We start from the raw sequence: 17,444 nt of genomic DNA on the forward strand, positions 1-17,444 counted from the left end.
GGTTACGTGATTGGGATGCCAGCGGGCGACGGCGCCGTGCCACGCCAAGTGATCAGCCTGTCGCAGCCGGCGGTGTTCCCGCTCCGTAGGTACTCAATCACGGGATCACGGGTTCGCGAGGATGTTTCGCCAGCCCCGCTGCCCGGGCCTGCGGAAAGTCCTCGGTCTGCGCCTCGGGCGCCAGCTCACCGGGGAGGTAGCGGGTCTGCCGAGGGCCTAGCCGACGAGGAGGCCGTCCCGGCTGCCGGTTTCGCTCAACCGGGCCAGCGCGTCCGCCATCTCCAGCGGCGGCGGAGCGGGCAGGTCGCAGGGCTGGGCGCGGAGCACCTCGGTGGCCCGGCGGGTGGGCACCGAGGTGACCGGGTACCCCCGGGCGGAGGTGCGGTCCAGTGCCCGACGGCGTCGGCCGAACCCGGCCACCGCCAGCCACTGCGGCAGGCCGGCCAGCGCCGGCGAGCGGACCCCCGGCGGCTCCGGCAGCACGTCGACCGAGCTGAACGGCTCGCTGCCGGCCAACCACCACTCCACCTGCTCGACGCTGCGCCGGGTGGCGTTCTCGCACCAGTACGGCACCATCCCGGCCCGGAGCACCTGCCACGGGTCGAGCAGCCGGCCGCACTCGACCACCAACCGGTCACCGGTCTTGTCGGCAGCGCGCAGCCAGTGGCGGTACAGGTCGGCCACGGCCGCGCTGAGCACCTCTGGCGCCGGAAACAGCAGCCGCCGGACCCGATGGGCCTGCCGGCAGGCGAAGTCCCGGACGTCGAGTTCGAAACCGGCCTCCACGCCGTGCTCGGCGGGGGCCGGCGGGGCGCTGATCTCCGGCGGCTCCCAGTGTGCGCCGTTGCCGCCGGCGGACCGCAGCACCTGCCGCAGCGCGTGGCTGTCGGGGTGGAAGTCGACCGGTTCCAGCCCGCTGGCCGGGCAGCCCAGCTGGAAGCTGTGCCCGTCGGCGGCGTCGAGCACTGGCCAGGTGCGACCGTCACGCAGCACCAGCACCGACGCCCCCGGTGCGAGCCGCTCGGCCAGGAACCTCCGGTACGCCGCCGGGAGCCGGCGCCAGCGGGCAGCCAGCACCACCGTGGTGCCCGCCAGCACACCCCGGCTGGCCGGGCAGTGCACCTGACGCAAATGCAGGTCGGGGTTGCCGGCGAGCAGCCGCCCGGCGAGCCCGGCGCCGTGGTCCAGCGCCGCGCGGGGGCGGTCCACCGCGCCCTGCGGCCAGTGCGCGATGATTTCGAAGCCGGCGGGCAGCCACGGCATCCCGAGCGCCACCGCCAGGTGTGCGGCGGCGCCGTGCGGCGAGCCCACCAGCACCCCCGGGTAGCGGCGGGGCGGGTACTGGTCGGTGAACCAGCGGGCGACCCGCTCGGCGTCCACCGCGGCCGCCTGCCCGGCGGTCAGCGCGACCCGGCCGACGGCGCGGGCGGCCACGGCCCGGCGAACCGGTTCGGGCGTGCCGGCGAAGCGGGACACCGGCCCGGCGTGGCCGAGGTCGGCGCAGTCGGTGCCGCGAAGCGCGCGGGCGGTGGCCCCGACGAGGATCCGGGCGATGCTGCCGGCGGCCACGATCCGGTCGCCGGCCAGTCCGGCACCCTCGGCCGTCAGCCCCGGTCGCACCTTGCGCACCGGCCCCATTTTGCCCTGTTCGCTCGCCACGCGACCCGGCTTCCCGCCTCGATGCGGGTTAAACAGGGCATCACCTCACCGAACGGCATCAACCAGCGGATCTTGCCGATCCCGGCGACAGCGGTCAGGTCGGCGTCCGGAGCCACATCTCGGCATGCCGGCGAACAGCCGGCATACGCCCGGGTTCGCTGCGCTGCACCTGTGGGCGTGGAGAGGCCAGAGGCCGCTGCCCGGCTCGTACGCCTGGGCACCGCTGCGGTCAGGCGCCGTCCCGTCCCGGGGTGGCCCGGTCGACGTAGCGCAACACCGCACCGACCCCGTCCACCAGGTCCGGCGCCTCGTCCGGGCCCAGCACGGTCAACTCGGCGTCGGTACCGACCAGCGCGCGGACCAGCGCCGCGTCGGCGCGGACCCGTTGCGGGTCGGCGACGGCGGCCAACCGGTGCGGGTCGGTGGCGATGTCGGTGGCCGCCGGGCCGATCCAGAGCTCACCGTTGGCGGAAGGGTCGTCCACGATCAGCATCGTGTCGACCTGGTTGCGCTGCAACGCGGCCACCACGGCGTCGAGCCCGGCACCAACGTCCTCCTGCATGCCGAAGCGGTCCAGCGCGGCGGTCACCCGCTGGTCGGCGACCTCGGCGATGGTCTGCACGGTGACGTCGTCCAGCAGGGTCTGGTCGGCGCCGCCGGCCCGCGAACCCGCGTCGGTACGGACCACCAGGTCCTGCCAGCGCTCCGGCATCTGGGCGGCGATCATGCCGGTGGCCCGCACGTCACCGGCCACCACGACCACCTCGGCGCCGACCCGCTCGGCCAACTCCACGGTGGCGGCCGTGACGTCACCGGCGTTGTGATGCCACGCCTCCATGGCGGCGCGCTGGTAGCGCGACTGCGACCAGCCGCCGGGCTTGACCCGGCGCAGCTGATAGCTCTCCCGGCCGGTCACGTGGGCCCGGCGCGGTACGCCGCCGGCGCTGACCGACATCGCGTCGGCGCCGGTCCGGTCGGCCAACACCCGCACCCACGCCACCTGCTCGCCCCGTTGCGCCAGCAACGGCATCACGTGCGGCAGCGGGGCGTACGCGGCCAGATCGCGGCGCGGTGGTGCGTGCAGGTACTCGGAGAGCACGACATGTCCCTCGGCCGCGAAGACGGCCAGACCGTAGTCGCCGGGCATCGGGTCGTGGCCGCGTACCACCCGGTCGATGGCGGCGACGCTCGGCTCGTCGGCGCCCTGTTCGGCCAGTTGGCGTTGCAGGCCACGCCAGCGCAGATCGAGTGCCGGGTGCGCGTCCTGGGTGTCCAGCGAGGCGTCCAGGTAGACCGAGCACCATGGCCCCGGACGCTGGTAGAGCGGGCGCAGGAAGGACAGCTGCATGCTCGACCCCTTTCCAGCTCGGCCCACCGCTTACCCGCGCCCCCGGACTTGTCACCTGCCCGTCGCCGCGTGACCGGTTTTCATTCACGTCGTTCAACCCGAGGAATCGATACGATCTGTGCTCGTACGCAAACCCTCGGTGGTGATCATGGACACGACTTCGTACTCCCGGCGCAGCCTGCACCCCACCGGCCGGATCCTCACCGCCCAGGTCGTCCGCCTGATGGACGGCTACCCACGGGAGGTACGCGTGGGACAGCCGGTGCTGGTGGTGGTGCTCGCCGCCGCCGGGGTGGTCGGGCTGCTCGCCAAACTGGTCCGCGCCCTGCTCTCCGCCGGCTCCGGCACCGGCCGGCGAAAGTTCAAGGAGCTCAAGAAAGGCCCGGAGTTCCTGGTCACCCCGATCCGGCTACGCGACGCCGACGGCCGGACGTACGAGGTCGAACTGCACGGTCACCTGCCGCAGAGCGCGCTGCATCCGGCCGACCACGTCCAGCTGACCCTGCGCGACCAGGGCGACCCCGACCTGGCGCCGAAGATCGAACGGATCGTCAACCTGACCACCGGGCAGTTGCTGCGCCCGCGTACCGCCACGATGTGGTCGCACCTCGGCCCGCCGCTGCTGCTCCAGGCCGCGCTGGGCGGGCTGCTGCTCGCCGCGCTCGCCGCCTGCGCCGCGTTGACCTGAGGTCCTTCCGACGCGATCGCGGTGTCCCCCGGATCCGGCTCTCCAGCGGGCTGCCCTGCGGTCAGCCAACCGGAGCGGGCTTCGGGTCGGGCGGTCAGCCGACCGGGGCGGGCTCGCGGGCCGGCTCGGCGACGTCGAGCATGCCGCGCCGACGGGCCCAGCGTTCGAAGACCAGGGTGGCGAAGGGCGGCACCGCGCAGGCCAGCGCGACGGCGGTGGCCAGCAGGCTCCACCGGTGCACCCGGGCCACGGCCAGCACCAGCACGCCGTACGCCACGAAGAGCGCGCCGTGGATCGGCCCGAAGATCTGCACGCCCACCTCGTTGCCGGGCGGGCCGTACTTGACCGCCATGCCGGCCAGCAGGCCGGCCCAGGAGATCGCCTCCGCGATCGCCGCCACCACGAACAGCCGGGTCACCTTCTCGCGCACACCGGCCATGCTATCGGCGCCGCGACGTGGCGCACCGCATCCCGTGCCGGTGGCGCGACCGGCGTCACCGCACCGGAGTCTCCCGGCCCGGATCGAACGGGACTTCCGGGGCTGTACCGGATGGCATGGACGTGCGACGTTTGGGGTACCAGCGGTGGCAGGGTGGTGACCATGGGCAAGCAAGTCGGCGTGCAGACCTTCAGCCGTCAGGACCGGGCCCGCTACCGGGAGAAGGTGCGCCGCTGCCTCGACGTCTTCGCCGAGATGCTGCGCGAGTCCCGGTTCGACGTCGACCGGCCGATGACCGGGCTGGAGATCGAGCTGAACCTGGTCGACGAGGAGTCGATGCCGGCCATGCGCAACGCCGACGTGCTGCGGGCGGTGGCCGACCCGAGCTTCCAGACCGAGCTCGGCCAGTTCAACATCGAGATCAATGTGCCGCCCCGGCGGCTGACCGGCACCGGCAGCGCCGAGTTCGAGCAGAGCGTACGGGCCAGCCTGAACGCCGCCGACGAGCGGGCCCGGACAGTCGGCGCGCGGCTGGTGATGATCGGCATTCTGCCCACCGTGCGGCCCGAACACCTGACCGCGGCCACCCTGTCGGCCAACCCCCGCTACACGCTGCTCAATGAGCAGATCTTCGCCGCCCGGGGCGAGGATCTGCGGATCGCCATCAACGGGGTGGAGCGGTTGTCCGTCACCGCCGACACCATCACCCCGGAGGCGGCCTGCACCAGCACCCAGCTTCACCTCCAGGTCGGCCCGAACCAGTTCGCCGACTACTGGAACGCCGCCCAGGCCATCGCCGGCATCCAGGTGGCGCTGGGCGCGAACTCGCCGCTGTTCTTTGGCCGGGAGTTGTGGCGGGAGACCCGGATCCCGCTGTTTCAGCAGGCCACCGACACCCGGCCGGAGGAAATCAAGACGCAGGGGGTACGACCCCGGGTCTGGTTCGGGGAACGCTGGATCACCACGGTGTTCGACCTGTTCGAGGAGAACGTACGCTACTTCCCGGCGCTGCTGCCGGTCTGCCAGGCGGAGGATCCGGCCGAGACGCTCGCCGCCGGAGGGGTGCCGACCCTCGGCGAGTTGCGGCTGCACAACGGCACCGTCTACCGGTGGAACCGGCCGATCTACGACGTGTTCCGGGGCCGCCCGCACTTACGGGTGGAGAATCGCGTGCTGCCCGCCGGGCCGACCGTGCTGGACACCGTCGCCAACGCGGCGTTCTACTTCGGACTGGTCCGCGCGCTGGCCGAGGCGGACCGGCCGCTGTGGTCACAGATGTCGTTCAGCGCCGCCGAGGAGAACTTCCACACCTGCGCCCGGCACGGCATCGACGCCCACGTCTTCTGGCCGGGCCTGGGCTACCTGCCGGTCACCGAGCTGGTGCTGCGTCGCCTGCTGCCGCTGGCCCATCACGGCCTGGACCGCTGGGGGCTTGACCCGGGCGAGCGGGACCGGTTGCTCGACATCATCGAGCAGCGCTGCCTGACCGGCCGCAACGGGGCGAGCTGGCAGGTGGCGACCCTGCACCGGCTGGAGTCCGCTGACCATCTCGACCGGCCGGAGGCGCTGCGCGAGGTGGTCCGGCACTATGTGGAGTTGATGAACAGCAACCGTCCGGCCCACGAGTGGCCGATCCCCTGACCCACCACCACCTCCGCTGCGAAGGAAGGGCCCCTTCTTAACATCCGTTTGTTAAGAAGGGGCCCTTCCTCTACCTCAGGCGTTAATAGGGGGCCCTTCCTTTCACCGCAGGGCGGTGAGGGTTAGCTCGGCGGCGTGGGCGAGCAGGGTGTCGTCGCGCTCGGCGTCCTTGTCGGCCTTGCTGGAGAGCACGGCCAGCACGATCGGAGCCCGGTCCGGCGGCCAGATCACGGCGATGTCGTTGCGGGTGCCGTAGCCGCCGGAGCCGGTCTTGTCGCCCACCTGCCAGCCGTCCGGAGTGCCGGCCCGGATCGTCTTGTCGCCGGTGGTGTTGCGCTTGAGCCAGTCGACCAGCACCGCGCGGTCCTCGGCGGAGAGCGCGTCGTCGACGGCGTACGCCTTCAGCGAGGTGGCCAGGGCGCGGGGCGTACTGGTGTCGCGGATGTCGCCCGGGGTCGCCTCGTTGAGCACGGTCTCCATCCGCGATGGCTCGGTGACCTCGTCGCCGATGTCGCGCAGTGCCTGCTTGAAGCCGTCCGGGCCGCCGAGCCGGTCGAGCAGCAGGTTGCCGGCGGTGTTGTCGCTGTAGCGCACCGCCGCGTCGGCGATCGCCCGCAGCGACATGCCGGTCTGCACGTGCTGCTCGGTGATCGGCGAGTAGGTGACCAGGTCGTCGCGGGAGTAGGTGACGATCCGGTCCAGTTCCTCGGTGGAGGTGGCGGCGAGGACCGCGGCGGCGGCCAGGGCCTTGAACGTCGAGGCGTACGCGAAGCGCTCATCGGCCCGGTGCGCGACCGTGCGGCCGGTGCCGGTGTCGATCGCGTACACCCCGAGCCGGGCGTCGTACTGCTTCTCCAAGGGAGCGAAATCGACGGCCACCGGCGCGGCGGACGGCGGGGTGGCGGACGGCGACGCGGCAGACGGTGACGCTGGCGCGGCCGGAGTGCCGGGTGAGCATCCGGCCAGCAGGCCGAACGCCAGCGCGGCGGCGAGGGCGGTGATTCGGGTACGGCGGGTGGTGCTGGTCAAGACTGGTCCTTCCGTCGGTCGTCCCGGCGACCCGGAGACCTTCCCGGGTGGCCGGTAACCAGGCTCGCAGCGCTGGCCCATGCAGTCGAAGACGCCGACGGCGATACTGATGCTGTTTCAGCATAGGATCCCCGTGTGGACCTGGTGGCGGCCTGTCGGGCCTTCGTGTCGGTCGGCGATCACGGCAGCTTCACCGTCGGCGCGTCCGTCGCCCGCATCCCCCAGTCGGTGGCGAGCCGCCGGGTCGCCGCCCTGGAGCGGCACCTCGGCGGGCAACTGTTCGACCGCACGTCGCGCAGCGTCACACTCACCCCGTTCGGGCGGGACATGCTCCACTCCGCCCGGCGCATCGTGGACCTTGCCGAGGCGATGGAGCACGACGCGGAACGCGCCCGGCTGCGTCCGTTCCGGCTGGCCGTGCCGGCGGTCTGCGCGCCACGATCGCTGGCCGGCCTGGTGGTCGAGGCCCGGCGGCACGAGCTGCGCCTGGAGCTGCGCCGGGCCGAACCGGCGGAACGGGCACGGCTGCGCCAGAGCTTCGAGGTGCGCGCCGCGCTGGTCTGCGTACCGTCGGACGAGGCCGCGTGGCGGGTACCGCTGGGTCTCGCGAGCGGCACCGACCCGGGTGTCGAGGTGGTTCGCCTGGAGACGCTGCGCGCGCCGCGAGCCGACCGGCGAACCCGACGGCGGCGGGTCTGGATCTCGCCGGAGGACGACGTGCCGCACGTCCGCGACCCACTGACCCGCTTGCGCGACGCCGTCGGGCTGCAACCGGCCCAGGTGACGGTCTCGGCGTCCATGGTCGACGCCACCGCCGAGGCGCTCGCCGGCTCCGACCTGATGCTCTGCTCGCCCGCCGAGGCCCGCGAACTCGGGCTGCACTGGCGGCCTCTCGGCGACCTACGGCCGGTCCGCGGCTACCAGGTGATCGCCGGCGTACGCGAGGACGCCGAGCGGCTACGCGGCGTGCTGCGCGCCGCCATCGGCCGGTGCCTCGGCGCGGAAGAGCAGGTGCCCGAGGACCGCCCGGTGCACGGCTGGCGGGAGCCGGCATGACGGTCGGCCGGCTGCTCCGCACAGCTCGGGAGACGCTACGCGAGGCCGGGCTGCGCGGCTGCATCCTGGTCCGCGACCTCGACACCGGCGACGAGCTGGGGCTCGACAGCGACGTCGTCCTCCCGGTCGCGTCGCTGGTGAAGGTGCCGCTCGCGCTGGCCACCGTGGACCGGATCGAGCGCGGCGAACTCGACGGCGCCACCCCGATCACGGTGGCGCCCGGCCGGGTGCGGACACCGGGTCCGACCGGGCTGAGCCGGTTCCGGCACCCGGCCACCGTGGCAATCGACGACCTGCTCTATCTGAGCGTGGCGATCAGCGACGAGGGCGCCTCGGACGCGCTGTTCGCCCTCACCCCACCGGCGGAGGTCGCCGCCGCGCTGCGCCGGTTCGGCGTCGACGGGATCAGCGTCCGGCACCGCACCCGGGACCTCACCGATACTCCGGCCGAGCGCTTCGCCCCGGACGAGGTGCACCTCGCGCACTCCCTCGCCGCGTCCGCGACCACCGCCGGTCAAGGCCATCCGGTCCCCCAGCTCGACGTGGGCCGGGCCAACGCCGGCTCGGCCCGGGCCTTCGTCGAGCTGCTGCACGCCCTGTGGCGCCCGTCGCGCATCCCGGCGCCGGTCGCCGCCCGGGTACGCGAGCTGATGGGCGACAACCTGCTGCGGCAGCGGCTCGCCCCGGACTTCAGTTCCGACGCCTCCCGCTGGTCGTCGAAGACCGGCACCCTGCTCAACCTGCGGCACGAGGTCGGCGTGGTGGAACACGCCGACGGGCAGGCGTACGCGGTGGCCGCGCTCAGCGAGTCGACGGTGCCGGCCGCCGTGCAGCCGCAGGCGGAAGCGGCGCTGGCGCAGGTGGCGCGGGAACTGCACGACGCGCTTCGAGCCACCCACCGCTGACCCACCGGCGGGTCGCTGGGCGGGACCGGTCAGCGGCGTGGTCCCGCCCACCCGGACCGACGGTCACCCGCTGGCCAGCAGGTGCTTGCGCTCGTTCTCGATCGCGCTGAGGGTGGCGGGGTCCCGGGCGGCCCGCTGCGCCAGCCGGACCCGTACGTCGCTCACCAACCGCCGGCACTGCTCGACGTGGTGCACGGCCTGCGTGATCCGTTCCCGTACCGCCAAATCGGTGAAGATGTTGTCGAACCAGATGTCGACGAACCGGGTCAGGCCGCCGACGGCCAGCCGTGGCGCGATCACGTCGATGCCCGGCACGTCGGCGAGTTCGGTGCGCAGCGCGGCGAGGCACCGCTCGGCGCGGGCGGCGGCCTGCGCCGCGTCGTCCAGGCGGGAGTGTTTCATCGCGCTGGCCATCATCCCGCCGCCGAAGAAGGTGTCGTAGGTCGACCAGCCCGAGGCGCTGTCCAGCTTGCGCTGCACCTGCTCCAGGGCCTCCTGGGCAACGCGATGTGGTCATCGACACCGGCGGTGACCGTCCACTGTCGCTGCTGCGGCGCGCGCTCACCCCGCACGGGACGCTGGCGCTGGTCGGCGGCGACTGGACCAGGGGTCGGCTGCTCGGCGGCTACGGCCGACAGATGCTCGGGGCGCCGCTGCTGTCGGCAGTCGTCGGCCAACGGCTGCGCGCCGTCAGCGCCATGGAACGCACCGAGGATCTCGACGAGTTGGGTGACCTCCTCGGGTCCGGTGCGCTGACCCCACCGGTCGACCGCAGCTATCCACTCGCGGAAACGGTGGACGCGCTGCGCCACTTCGCCGACGGGCGCCCGGCCGGCAAGGTCGTCATCACCGTCGATCCACATTGGTGGCGTTGCCGAAACAGTGGTCGAAGTTGACGACTGACCCGGTGGGCCGCAGCGGCCTGGCGGTCCCACCCGGCCGTCACCGGGTGGGACCGCACCGGTCTTTAGGAGGAAGGCACGTACAACATCCGGTCGGTGGTGTTGGGCCGGGTGTTGAAGACCACTCCTGGTGTCGTGTCCGCCAGCACCCGGGCGTGCACCTGGGCCGGCGTCCAGGTCGGATTCGCGGCGAGGATCAGGGCGGCGGCACCGGCCACGTGCGGCGCGGCCATCGAGGTACCGGTCATCGTCGCCACCGCGGTGTCGCTGACGTGGCTTGCCGAGACGATGCTCTGTCCGGGCGCGAACAGGTCCACGCACGGGCCGTGGTTGCTCAGCCAGGCGGCACCGTCGTCCGGCCAGGTCGACCCGACGGTGAGCGCCGCCGGAATGAAGGCCGGCGTCTTCGAGCAGGCATCGCCGGCGTCGTTGCCGGCGGAGGCGACCACGGTCACGCCCGAGTTGATCAACCCGGTGGTCGCGGCCTCGTAGGCGCCGGGGCTCAGCGAGATCGCCCGGCCGAAGCTCATGTTGGCCACGGCGGGACGCTGCGCGTTCGCGGTGACCCAGTCGATCGCCTGGGTGGTCGTGGCGATGTCACCGGTGGCATCACACGCCCAGACACGCACCGCGACCAGGGTGACGTTCTTGGCCACCCCGTACGTCGCGCCCCCCAGCGTGCCAGCGACGTGGCTGCCGTGTCCGTAGCAGTCGTCCGCGGTCCCGCCGTCCACCACATCGATGCCGTTGACGACCCGACCGCCGAAGTCCTCGTGGGTGAAACGGATACCGGAGTCGATGACGTACGCGTGCACGCCCTGGCCACCCGAGGACGGGTAGCGGAAGGAGTTGTCCAACGGCAGGTGGCGCTGATCGACCCGGTCCAGTCCCCACGACGGCGGGTTCGGCTGCGTACCCGACGGGGTGGCGAAGGAAGCGGTGTCCGCCAACCGTACCCGGCGGTTCTGCTCGACGAAGGCCACCGACTCCTCGGCAGCGATACGCCTGGCCGCTTCCTCGCTGGTCCGGATGGTGAAGCCACGCAGGGCGGTTGCGTAGCGGTGCTCGACCGTGCCGCCGTGCCGGCCGACCAGCGCTCGCGCCGCCCGCTCCACCGCTTCGGCGGACGCGCGACGAGCCGATGCGGACATGACGCCTCGCGGCATTTGGCCGTCCCGCGCCAGCACGCCGCTGCCGCTGAGCACGACACTGTCCTTCAGCACCACGATGTAGCTGCCCGGCAGCGCGCTCGGCTCGCCGGCGCCGACGATCGTGGCGGGCTCCGCTGCCGCGGGTGCGGCGACGCCGACCAGCGACGCCATCGCGACCGCGACGGCCACCGCCGCCGCGGCGAGCCGTCGCGAGGTGACCTGCCCGTACGAGTTGACCTGCGGTAACCGCATCTGCTGCCCTTCCGACCGACCCCCGTTGCGGTCCCCGCTGTTCCGCTGCTGAACGGGAGCCATTGATCATCGGGGATGTTATCGGGCTGCGACCCATCTCGCCGACCCGGTCAGAATGCGTAGAGCACCGTCCGGAAGCCCCACAGCGCCGTGACGGCCAGCGTGGCCATCCCCACCGCGAAGGGCCACCAGCGACCGCTCGGGCGGACGACGGCGAGGGTGGCCGTGGCCAGGAGGAGCGCCGCGACGATCGCCGTCCAGAGGGTCGCGGTGGGCACCCGGTCGGCGCTCCGGCAGCCCGCGGGGGCGGGCAGCACCGCCGCGCACAGGTCGTAGCGGGGCACGGCCAGCCACCAGTAGCCCGCCCAGGCGAGCACCGCGACGCCGACGGCGGCGGCGATCCCGAGCCAGGAACCAACGCGCCCGGACCCACCCGAGCCGGAGGCTCCACTCATGCCGGTCAGTGTATTGGCCGGTTCCCGGCAGACCGCGCCCGATCAGTCGACGCCGAACTCCATGGCGGCGCGGTCGAGCGCCTCGTCCTCCGCCGGGGCCACGCCCCGGGAGGCGATCGCCTCGGCGCCGCCCTGCGGCATCGCGCCGATCAGCCCGGTCGAGGCCGCCTGGGCGGCACCGACCACCCGCTGCGGGGTGCCGCCGCCGACCATGCCGAGGCTCGCGTACTGCTCCAGCTTCGCACGGGAGTCGGCGATGTCCAGGTTGCGCATGGTGAGCTGGCCGATCCGGTCGGACGGGCCGAAGGCCGAGTCCTCGGTACGCTCCATCGACAGCTTGTCCGGGTGGTAGCTGAACGCCGGGCCGGTGGTGTCCAGGATCGAGTAGTCCTCGCCCCGGCGCAGCCGCAGCGTCACCTCACCGGTGATCGCGGTACCGACCCAGCGCTGCAACGACTCGCGCAACATCAGCGCCTGCGGGTCCAGCCAGCGGCCCTCGTACATCAGCCGGCCCAGGCGGCGGCCCTCGTTGTGGTAGTTGGCCAGGGTGTCCTCGTTGTGGATGGCGTTGACCAGCCGCTCGTACGCGGCGTGCAGCAGCGCCATGCCGGGCGCCTCGTAGATGCCCCGGCTCTTGGCCTCGATGATCCGGTTCTCGATCTGGTCGGACATGCCCAGGCCGTGCCGGCCGCCGATGGCGTTGGCCTCCAGCACCAGGTCGACCGCGCTGGCGAACTCCTTACCGTTGATCGTCACCGGGCGGCCCTGGTCGAAGCCGATGGTGACGTCCTCGGTGGGGATCTCCACCGACAGGTCCCAGAACCGGACGCCCATGATCGGGTTGACCGTCTCGACACCGGTGTCCAGGTGCTCCAGGGTCTTCGCCTCATGCGTGGCGCCCCAGATGTTGGCGTCGGTGGAGTACGCCTTCTCGGTGCTGTCCCGGTACGGCAGGCCGCGCTCGAGCAGCCACTCCGACATCTCCTTACGCCCACCCAGCTCGGTGACGAAGCTGGTGTCCAGCCACGGCTTGTAGATCCGTAGCTGCGGGTTGGCCAGCAGCCCGTAGCGGTAGAACCGCTCGATGTCGTTGCCCTTGAAGGTCGAGCCGTCGCCCCAGATCTGGACGTCGTCCTCGATCATCGCCCGCACCAGCAGCGTCCCGGTGACCGCCCGCCCCAGCGGGGTGGTGTTGAAGTACACCCGCCCGCCCGACCGGATGTGGAAGGCGCCGCAGGTCAACGCTGCCAGCCCTTCCTCGACCAGGGCGGCCCGGCAGTCCACCAGCCGGGCCAGCTCCGCGCCGTAGTTGAGCGCGCGACCGGGCACCGAGGCGATGTCGGGCTCGTCGTACTGGCCGATGTCGGCGGTGTACGCACAGGGCACGGCACCCTTGTCGCGCATCCACGCGACCGCGACCGAGGTGTCGAGGCCGCCGGAGAAGGCGATGCCGACACGTTCACCGGTGGGCAGGGAGGTCAGAACCTTGGACACAAGGAAGAGTATGCACCACCCCGCATACCCATGCAACTCGCCGCTGAAAGGAAGGGCCCCTTATTAACGCCTCGTGTATTGGAAGGGCCCCCTCCTAACAACTCCCGGGCATCGCGGTCCGTATCGCCATGCAGGTTCCTGATCGCGTAGAGCGCCGTGGTCGGGGAGCGCGGCTGCGGGCAGCGCCGCCGCCAAAGCCCGTGGCCGGCGAAGACCGCGGGCGACAGGATGCCGTCATGACTGTTGATCTGTTGCTGGCGCGGGCACGACGTTTGTGGGTCGAGTTGGCGGGTGTACCGAGGACATTTCCCATCCGGGGCACCGACGTGGCGGTGCCGGCGGAATCGCTGATCTGCCCGTCGGGCTGGATCGGGATCGTCGCCCTGGGTGGGGTGGCGATCAGCACCGTGCCGACGGAGGGCCTGGAGGCAGTCGTCCGGGAGGCGGCTCGACGATTTCCCCGTCGCAGCGCTGACCGACCCTGAACAGCTGGCAGCAGTGCTGCCCGTCGAGGAGGTTCTCGGGCTCGCGACGGTCGCCTACTGCGACGAGCGCGCCTTCCGGTCGTACGAGAAGGGCGCTTCGGAAAGGGTGCCCGCCGATCACCCGGAGATCGCCGACCTCCTGGCCTCCGTCCCGGTCGAGGACGCCGCGGAGTGCGGGCTGGCCGAGATCACCTCCCCGGCGTTCGTCGTCCGCGCGGGGAGCCGCGTGGTGGCGGCGGCGGGTTACCGGCACTGGCCGGAACGGGTGGCGCACCTCAGTGTGCTGACGGCGCCGGACCGGCGCGGGCGCGGTTTCGCCCGGGTCGTCGCCAGCGCTGCCGTGGCGGAGGGCCTGGACAACCAACTGCTGCCCCAGTGGCGGGCTCGGCCGGAACCGTCGCGGCGGGTGGCGCGGGCGCTCGGATTCCGCGAACTCGGCGTCCAGATCAGCGCCCGGATCAGTACGCCCGGAAATCGAACGGGAACCGGCATCGGATTGGGCACCGATTGAGCAAGTAGAGAGAAAAGCAGCCCCACTCGATCAGTCATCGTCAAATTTCACCCTCCGTGATGCCGAGGAGCGTTTCCGTGACCCAGACCGAGCGACACGCCAGCCATCCATCCGCCGTTGAGGAGGTTGAGGTTCGGCTACCGCCCGAGCCCCGCTCCACCTCCCTGTTCGTCGTCGGGCACGCGCCACGCCGACGCGGGCTGATCATCCTGCTCAGCGTGCTGGGCGGGTTCCTGCTCACCGTCGTCTGGTCGGCGGAATTCGTCGATCAGACCATCGGTGACAACGTCGCCAACACGCTGCTCGGCCACGACGCCAAGCAGACTCCGATCAGCGGGGTTGTGGCGGGCGTGATCTTCGCGTTCGTCTCGGGAGTTGCCGGCACCTTCACCGCCTGCAACGTCGCCGCCTTCGGCGCCCTCGCCCCCCTGGCCGGTACGTCCGGCAGCCGGCTGGGCCGATTCCTGGCACCGCTGCGCCCGCTGGGCTGGATGGCGGTCGGCATGATCGCGGTCTCCGCCCTCTACGGCGCGATCGTCGGCCTGGTCGGCACGTCCATGCCGCAGTTCTCCACCGCCCCGAACACTCCCGGCTCGCTGTCGCCGCGCAGCATCCAGTCCATGGTGGTCTTCGGCGCCATCGGGCTGATCATGCTCTACCTGGGGCTGGCCGCGCTGAAAGTGGTGCCGGATCCGTTTGCCCGGATCTCCCGCCGGTTTCCCAACGCCCCGCTGATCTTCATGGGTGTGCTCATCGCCGGCTTCCTGATCGGACGGCCGTTCCCGCTGTTCCGCCAGATGTTCCGCGACGCCGCGGAGAGCGGCAACCCGCTGTACGGCGCGGCCGCGTTCAGCCTCCAGTCGATCGGCAACATCGTCATCATGGCGGTGCTGTTCCTGCTGCTCGCGTGGTTCGCCGGCAGCCGGCTGCAGACCTGGTTCGCCGCCCGCCCGAGCCGCTTGGCGGCGACCATCGCGGTGGCGTTCCTCGTCGCAGGTGCCTTCACGTTCCTCTACTGGGACGTCCGCCTGCTCGCTCGCCGGGAGATCATCCCCTGGTATCCGACCGCCCCCTGGGCGTGACCGACGGCCCCTTCGTCCCGCGCCGCAGCCCGCTTCGCCGGTCCGCGTCACTCGCGGCCAGCGTCGGCTGCGGCGTCGGCGTCCTCGGGGCCGGCGTCGGCTGCGGCGTCGGCGTAGCGGCGGGCCAACTGCGCGAAGGCGGCCCGGAGCTCGGGTGGCCCGATGACGTGGATATCGGCGTCGAACCTACCGACGGCGGCGGCCAGGCCCGGCCACGACCACGACCACGACCACGAGCCGAGGGTCAGCCGGCAGCGTTGCGGGCCGAGTTCCTCGACCACGCCGTCGTGAATGAACGGTGACACCCCTGGCGGCGGGGAGTTCGAGGATCGCCTCCCCCGACAGGGCCAGTCGAAGCCGCGGAATCTGCTGGTGACGAAGTGGGCCACGGCACCCCCGGGTACTTGGCGCGGGGCGAAGCGAGGCCCGGTGGGGCCGTGCGGGGTGATCCGATCGGCACGGAAGGCGCGCCAGTCGCCGCGGTCGAGATCCCAGGCGACGAGGTACCAGCATCCGCCCCACGTCACGATGTGGTGGGGCTTCACCCGGCGCGGCTGGGGCGTACCGTCGTCGTCCCCAGGTGGAGCGGAGACGGAACGCCGGCTCCGATCCGGTGGGTGAAACGCTGGTCCGCCGCTATCTGGCCGCGTTCGGTCCGGCCGACACGGCCGACCTGCGCGCCTGGTGCGGCCTCACCGGGCTACGCGGGGCGGTGGCCGCGATACGCGAACAGCTCGTCGCCTTTCGCGACGAGCGCGGCCGGGAGCTGCTGGACCGGTGGCATACGTACTCCATGGACAAGCACTTCCCACCCGGCAGCACCTAGTGGCGGCCCATAAGCGAACGGAGGCCGTGGCAAACTCGGACTGCATGAGGCGTTTTCGCTCTTGGGACGGCACGGAACTGGCCTATCGGGTGGTTGGCTCCGGACAACCACTGGTGTGCGTTCCCGGTGGTCCCGGTCAGGCCGCCGAGTATCTTGGCGAGTTGGGCGCTCTCAGCGATCATCGGACGCTGTTCTTGCTGGACAATCGTGGGACCGGCGGGTCGCAAGCACCGCAGGATGCCACCACGTACCGGGTTGACCGGCTGGTACAGGACGTTGAGGCGTTCCGCGCACACCTCGGGCTGGAGCGGATGGATCTGTTCGGGCACTCGGCCAGCGGCGGGACCTGTCTGCTTTACGCGGCCGAGCATCCGCACCGGGTCGATCGCCTCGTGCTCGTCGCGCCGTCCCTGCGCGTCGTCGGCATTCGGTCTGACCTGGACGTTGACGCGGTGCTGACCCGGCGGGCACACGAGCCCTGGTACGCCGATGCGGTCGCCGCCCTACGCGCCGAGGCCACCACACCCCAGGAACTGGAGCGGTATCGCTGGCTGTCGGCGCCACTGCTGTACGGCCGGTGGAACGCCGCCGCCCAGGCGCAGGCAGCCGCCGAGCCGGCCCAGTTCTTCCAGCCGGCGACGGACGGCTTCTACGCCGGCTTCGACCCGGATCCCGCGCTGCCGAAGCGGCTTGCGGAATTGCCGGTGCCGGTGCTGCTGATCGCTGGTGAGTACGACATCTGGCCGACGTGCACGGCCGTCCGCCAGCTAGCCGACCTTCTCGACGAGGCCGACCTCGGGTTGCTGCCGGAAGCCGGACACTTCCCATGGGTGGACCATCCGGCCGCCTTCGTGACCGCCGTGCAGGGTTACCTGGCCGGCCATCAGCCGGCAAAATAGCTCACGGGCAGCAAGCGAGCCGGGGTGCCCGTGCCGCAATCGTGTTACGGGTTCGACTGGATCGGTCCGACGATGATGAGCGGCATGCGAGAAACTGTCGCCATCGCGCTGATTACGTCGCTGTCCACGCTGACGGCCGCCGGGCTCACCGGGCTGGTCACCGCGCTCACCGTGCGCCGGCAGGTCGCCGGGCAACTCGCGGCCGCTCGGGAGGAGCGTGCCGAGCAGCGTACGCTCCGCCGGCACCAGGCACGACGGGACACGTACGTGAGTTTCCTGGCTGCCTGCGACCGCGCGTACCGGGCGTTGGACACCGGGTGGGTCGGGGCGGACACCGCACCGGGCGAGGACGCGCCGTACCCGGCACTGCGCGCGCTCGACGAGGCGTACAACCTGGTGCTGCTGGCCGGTCCGGCCGGGGTGGCCGAGGCCGCCGGGCTCACCGTGCGCAGCGTCAACGAGGAGTACGCCCAGCAGCGCCGGCTTCAGCGGGAGGAGACCACGGACACCAACTCGCTGGCGGCCCGGCACCGTACCGAGCACCTTGCCATGATCCGGCGCCGGGCCGAGCGGCGCGACGCGTTCGTCACCGTCGCGCGCGGTGCGCTGGAGGTGGAATAGG

Annotated in this window: 20 protein-coding genes; 11 read left to right on the plus strand and 9 right to left on the minus strand. The window is 72.0% G+C overall.

Features of this window, described 5'->3' with window-relative positions; genetic code table 11:
- Positions 1 to 216: 216 nt before the first annotated feature.
- Both Vqi01_RS00555 and Vqi01_RS00560 read right to left on the minus strand, forming a co-directional pair.
- The gene (locus Vqi01_RS00555) at positions 217 to 1,638 is read right to left on the minus strand and encodes a hypothetical protein (RefSeq protein WP_204031967.1); all 1,422 of its coding nucleotides are present in this window, start codon (positions 1,636 to 1,638) and stop codon (positions 217 to 219) included.
- A 250-nt stretch (positions 1,639 to 1,888) separates the two neighbouring features.
- On the minus strand, positions 1,889 to 3,007 hold the full coding sequence (locus Vqi01_RS00560) for a baeRF2 domain-containing protein (protein ID WP_204031867.1): 1,119 nt from the start codon (positions 3,005 to 3,007) through the stop codon (positions 1,889 to 1,891).
- Between the two features lie 148 nt (positions 3,008 to 3,155).
- Here Vqi01_RS00560 and Vqi01_RS00565 point away from each other — a divergent pair, with 148 nt between their 5' ends.
- Positions 3,156 to 3,695, plus strand: a complete 540-nt coding sequence (locus Vqi01_RS00565; RefSeq protein WP_372444283.1) for a hypothetical protein — start codon at positions 3,156 to 3,158, stop codon at positions 3,693 to 3,695.
- 94 nt (positions 3,696 to 3,789) lie between these two features.
- On the opposite strand, the gene Vqi01_RS00570 is transcribed toward Vqi01_RS00565, so the two are convergent.
- Positions 3,790 to 4,134, minus strand: a complete 345-nt coding sequence (locus Vqi01_RS00570; RefSeq protein ID WP_204031870.1) for a DUF3817 domain-containing protein — start codon at positions 4,132 to 4,134, stop codon at positions 3,790 to 3,792.
- A 162-nt stretch (positions 4,135 to 4,296) separates the two neighbouring features.
- On the opposite strand from Vqi01_RS00570, the gene Vqi01_RS00575 reads away from it, so the two are divergent.
- Positions 4,297 to 5,775, plus strand: coding sequence for a glutamate-cysteine ligase family protein (locus Vqi01_RS00575; RefSeq protein WP_204031872.1), 1,479 nt, complete (start codon positions 4,297 to 4,299; stop codon positions 5,773 to 5,775).
- Between the two features lie 102 nt (positions 5,776 to 5,877).
- On the opposite strand, the gene bla is transcribed toward Vqi01_RS00575, so the two are convergent.
- Positions 5,878 to 6,804 (minus strand): class A beta-lactamase, encoded by a 927-nt coding sequence (bla, locus tag Vqi01_RS00580; RefSeq protein WP_204031874.1) that lies wholly within the window; start codon positions 6,802 to 6,804, stop codon positions 5,878 to 5,880.
- 135 nt (positions 6,805 to 6,939) lie between these two features.
- Here bla and Vqi01_RS00585 point away from each other — a divergent pair, with 135 nt between their 5' ends.
- Both Vqi01_RS00585 and Vqi01_RS00590 read left to right on the plus strand, forming a co-directional pair.
- A complete protein-coding gene (locus tag Vqi01_RS00585; protein ID WP_204031875.1) occupies positions 6,940 to 7,860 on the plus strand; it encodes a LysR family transcriptional regulator in 921 nt (306 codons plus the stop codon).
- Entirely contained in the window at positions 7,857 to 8,765 is a 909-nt protein-coding gene (locus Vqi01_RS00590) for a serine hydrolase (RefSeq protein ID WP_204031877.1), read from the plus strand. The genes Vqi01_RS00585 and Vqi01_RS00590 overlap by 4 nt, the downstream gene beginning before the upstream one ends.
- 63 nt (positions 8,766 to 8,828) lie before the next feature.
- Here Vqi01_RS00590 and Vqi01_RS30480 read toward each other — a convergent pair whose 3' ends face one another.
- Positions 8,829 to 9,245, minus strand: coding sequence for a hypothetical protein (locus Vqi01_RS30480; RefSeq protein WP_239098082.1), 417 nt, complete (start codon positions 9,243 to 9,245; stop codon positions 8,829 to 8,831).
- 29 nt (positions 9,246 to 9,274) lie between these two features.
- Here Vqi01_RS30480 and Vqi01_RS30485 point away from each other — a divergent pair, with 29 nt between their 5' ends.
- Positions 9,275 to 9,661 carry a zinc-binding dehydrogenase gene (locus tag Vqi01_RS30485; protein ID WP_239098083.1) on the plus strand — a complete coding sequence of 129 codons (387 nt, stop codon included), beginning with the start codon at positions 9,275 to 9,277 and terminating at the stop codon, positions 9,659 to 9,661.
- A gap of 71 nt (positions 9,662 to 9,732) precedes the next feature.
- Here the strand turns inward: Vqi01_RS30485 and Vqi01_RS00605 are convergent, their stop codons facing one another.
- From Vqi01_RS00605 to argG, 3 genes are all read right to left on the minus strand, one after another.
- Positions 9,733 to 11,070, minus strand: coding sequence for a S8 family peptidase (locus Vqi01_RS00605; protein ID WP_204031882.1), 1,338 nt, complete (start codon positions 11,068 to 11,070; stop codon positions 9,733 to 9,735).
- Between the two features lie 110 nt (positions 11,071 to 11,180).
- Complete coding sequence (locus Vqi01_RS00610; RefSeq protein ID WP_204031884.1) at positions 11,181 to 11,525, minus strand: hypothetical protein; 345 nt, start codon at positions 11,523 to 11,525, stop codon at positions 11,181 to 11,183.
- 42 nt (positions 11,526 to 11,567) lie between these two features.
- Entirely contained in the window at positions 11,568 to 13,019 is a 1,452-nt protein-coding gene (gene argG / locus Vqi01_RS00615) for an argininosuccinate synthase (RefSeq protein WP_204031886.1), read from the minus strand.
- A gap of 236 nt (positions 13,020 to 13,255) precedes the next feature.
- Here argG and Vqi01_RS00620 point away from each other — a divergent pair, with 236 nt between their 5' ends.
- The 3 genes from Vqi01_RS00620 to Vqi01_RS00630 all read left to right on the plus strand — a co-directional run bounded on the left by Vqi01_RS00620 (position 13,256) and on the right by Vqi01_RS00630 (position 15,097).
- The gene (locus Vqi01_RS00620; RefSeq protein WP_204031888.1) at positions 13,256 to 13,504 is read left to right on the plus strand and encodes a hypothetical protein; all 249 of its coding nucleotides are present in this window, start codon (positions 13,256 to 13,258) and stop codon (positions 13,502 to 13,504) included.
- A gap of 13 nt (positions 13,505 to 13,517) precedes the next feature.
- Positions 13,518 to 14,015, plus strand: a complete 498-nt coding sequence (locus Vqi01_RS00625; RefSeq protein ID WP_204031890.1) for a GNAT family N-acetyltransferase — start codon at positions 13,518 to 13,520, stop codon at positions 14,013 to 14,015.
- Between the two features lie 77 nt (positions 14,016 to 14,092).
- Positions 14,093 to 15,097 carry a hypothetical protein gene (locus Vqi01_RS00630; RefSeq protein WP_204031892.1) on the plus strand — a complete coding sequence of 335 codons (1,005 nt, stop codon included), beginning with the start codon at positions 14,093 to 14,095 and terminating at the stop codon, positions 15,095 to 15,097.
- Between the two features lie 47 nt (positions 15,098 to 15,144).
- Here Vqi01_RS00630 and Vqi01_RS31745 read toward each other — a convergent pair whose 3' ends face one another.
- On the minus strand, positions 15,145 to 15,402 hold the full coding sequence (locus Vqi01_RS31745) for a WCX domain-containing protein (RefSeq protein WP_443673745.1): 258 nt from the start codon (positions 15,400 to 15,402) through the stop codon (positions 15,145 to 15,147).
- 275 nt (positions 15,403 to 15,677) lie between these two features.
- Here Vqi01_RS31745 and Vqi01_RS00640 point away from each other — a divergent pair, with 275 nt between their 5' ends.
- From Vqi01_RS00640 to Vqi01_RS00650, 3 genes are all read left to right on the plus strand, one after another.
- Positions 15,678 to 15,923, plus strand: coding sequence for a DNA glycosylase AlkZ-like family protein (locus Vqi01_RS00640; protein ID WP_372444284.1), 246 nt, complete (start codon positions 15,678 to 15,680; stop codon positions 15,921 to 15,923).
- 44 nt (positions 15,924 to 15,967) lie between these two features.
- Positions 15,968 to 16,822: an alpha/beta fold hydrolase gene (locus tag Vqi01_RS00645; RefSeq protein ID WP_204031895.1), complete on the plus strand. Its 855-nt coding sequence runs from the start codon at positions 15,968 to 15,970 to the stop codon at positions 16,820 to 16,822.
- A gap of 84 nt (positions 16,823 to 16,906) precedes the next feature.
- The gene (locus tag Vqi01_RS00650) at positions 16,907 to 17,443 is read left to right on the plus strand and encodes a hypothetical protein (protein ID WP_204031897.1); all 537 of its coding nucleotides are present in this window, start codon (positions 16,907 to 16,909) and stop codon (positions 17,441 to 17,443) included.
- The last annotated feature ends 1 nt before the right edge of the window (position 17,444 follow it).

Origin of the sequence: Micromonospora qiuiae, from assembly GCF_016863555.1 — a bacterium.
GTDB lineage: Bacteria > Actinomycetota > Actinomycetes > Mycobacteriales > Micromonosporaceae > Micromonospora > Micromonospora qiuiae.

Coding starts and splice junctions, on each gene's coding strand:
- Vqi01_RS00555 (WP_204031967.1), bottom strand. CDS start 1,638: ATGGGGCCGGTGCGCAAGGTGCGACCGGGGCTGACGGCCGAGGGTGCC.
- Vqi01_RS00560 (WP_204031867.1), bottom strand. CDS start 3,007: ATGCAGCTGTCCTTCCTGCGCCCGCTCTACCAGCGTCCGGGGCCATGG.
- Vqi01_RS00565 (WP_372444283.1), top strand. CDS start 3,156: ATGGACACGACTTCGTACTCCCGGCGCAGCCTGCACCCCACCGGCCGG.
- Vqi01_RS00570 (WP_204031870.1), bottom strand. CDS start 4,134: ATGGCCGGTGTGCGCGAGAAGGTGACCCGGCTGTTCGTGGTGGCGGCG.
- Vqi01_RS00575 (WP_204031872.1), top strand. CDS start 4,297: ATGGGCAAGCAAGTCGGCGTGCAGACCTTCAGCCGTCAGGACCGGGCC.
- Vqi01_RS00590 (WP_204031877.1), top strand. CDS start 7,857: ATGACGGTCGGCCGGCTGCTCCGCACAGCTCGGGAGACGCTACGCGAG.
- Vqi01_RS00605 (WP_204031882.1), bottom strand. CDS start 11,070: ATGCGGTTACCGCAGGTCAACTCGTACGGGCAGGTCACCTCGCGACGG.
- Vqi01_RS00610 (WP_204031884.1), bottom strand. CDS start 11,525: ATGAGTGGAGCCTCCGGCTCGGGTGGGTCCGGGCGCGTTGGTTCCTGG.
- Vqi01_RS00620 (WP_204031888.1), top strand. CDS start 13,256: ATGACTGTTGATCTGTTGCTGGCGCGGGCACGACGTTTGTGGGTCGAG.
- Vqi01_RS00645 (WP_204031895.1), top strand. CDS start 15,968: ATGAGGCGTTTTCGCTCTTGGGACGGCACGGAACTGGCCTATCGGGTG.
- Vqi01_RS00650 (WP_204031897.1), top strand. CDS start 16,907: ATGCGAGAAACTGTCGCCATCGCGCTGATTACGTCGCTGTCCACGCTG.